This is a genomic window from Tamilnaduibacter salinus (genome assembly GCF_003096655.1).
Lineage (GTDB): Bacteria > Pseudomonadota > Gammaproteobacteria > Pseudomonadales > Oleiphilaceae > Tamilnaduibacter > Tamilnaduibacter salinus.
In genome coordinates this window covers 1-1163 of sequence record NZ_QEKQ01000023.1, presented here as the reverse complement: position 1 = coordinate 1163, position 1163 = coordinate 1, and the positions used below count along the sequence as shown (strand labels likewise).

Sequence of the window (1163 nt, the reverse complement as noted above, 5' to 3'; positions counted from 1 at the left end):
GGAACCTCTGAATAACCGGGCTTGAACACCGATTCCCGGTCTCTATCCGGAGATGAGCCGATTTCAGCGATAAATCCCCAGTCTATTTGTTCATCTTTTGTCCGATTCCCGCCGCTTTGGCGGAAACCGGACACACTTCCCCTATGCGGGGAGATAACGTTCACCGACAAGCATGTTGCTGAACGCGGCCAACAGGTAAAGCCGATTGGCGTTCTTGGCCAGGCCGCGGTAGCGGACCTTGGCGTAACCGAACTGACGCTTGATGGTGCGAAACGGATGCTCGACCTTTGCCCGAACACTGGCTTTGATCTTTTCCGCCTTGGCGAGGTCGCTGCCTTCTGGCAGCTGTCGGGTCACACCGGGGCGCCGGGCGATGAACCAGTTGACGTCGCGATGCCGGTGTTCGGTGCGCTTTTCGATGCCGCGATAACCGGAGTCACCAAATACGCGTGCTTCATCGCCATGCAGCAGCGCTCCGGCCGCATTGAGATCGTGCTCATTAGCGGCGGTGACCTCCAGCGAGTGGATCATCCCAAAACCGTCATCCACGCCGGTGTGCATCTTCATCCCGAAATACCATTGGTTGCCTTTGCGGGTCTGGTGCATTTCCGGATCTCGCTTACCGGTGCTGTTCTTGGTCGAGCTCGGCGCAGAGATGATGCTGGCATCCACGATGCTGCCTTCGCGCAGCATCAGGCCCTGGCGCTCCAGGTGTTTGTTCACTTCCTTGAACATCGCCTTGCCCAGGTTGTGCTGCTCCAGAAAGTGACGGAAGTTGAGAATGGTGGTTTCATCCGGAATCGAACCAGCCAGGGTCAGCCCAGCGAAGCGGCGCATGGATTCAATCTCGTAGAGTTCGTCTTCCATCGCCGGATCAGACAGGTTGTAGAACAGCTGCATGCAGTGGATGCGCAGCATCACCTGCAACGGGTACGGCCGGCGGCCGTTCTCGCCCTTGGGATAGTAGCGGGCTACTTTCTTCTCCAGCTTCTTCCAAGGGATCAGCTGATCCATGCGCTCCAGGAACTTCTCGCGGCGGGTCTTGCGCTTTTTGTTCTGGTATTCGGCTTCGGCAAAGCTGATCTGGCTCATGGGGTAGCGACCTTCCCGGTTGGTGACTCTGGTGCTATTGTCGCAAATCCAAGGGCTTTTTCAGAGGTTCC

Annotated in this window: 1 protein-coding gene; it reads right to left on the bottom strand. The window is 57.4% G+C overall.

Going from position 1 to position 1163, the window contains the following annotated elements; all coding sequences use genetic code 11:
* Window positions 1-141 precede the first annotated feature (141 nt).
* Window positions 142-1092 carry an IS5 family transposase gene (locus C8D92_RS15565; protein WP_116919951.1) on the bottom strand — a complete coding sequence of 317 codons (951 nt, stop codon included), beginning with the start codon at window positions 1090-1092 and terminating at the stop codon, window positions 142-144.
* Between the last annotated feature and the right edge of the window lie 71 nt (window positions 1093-1163).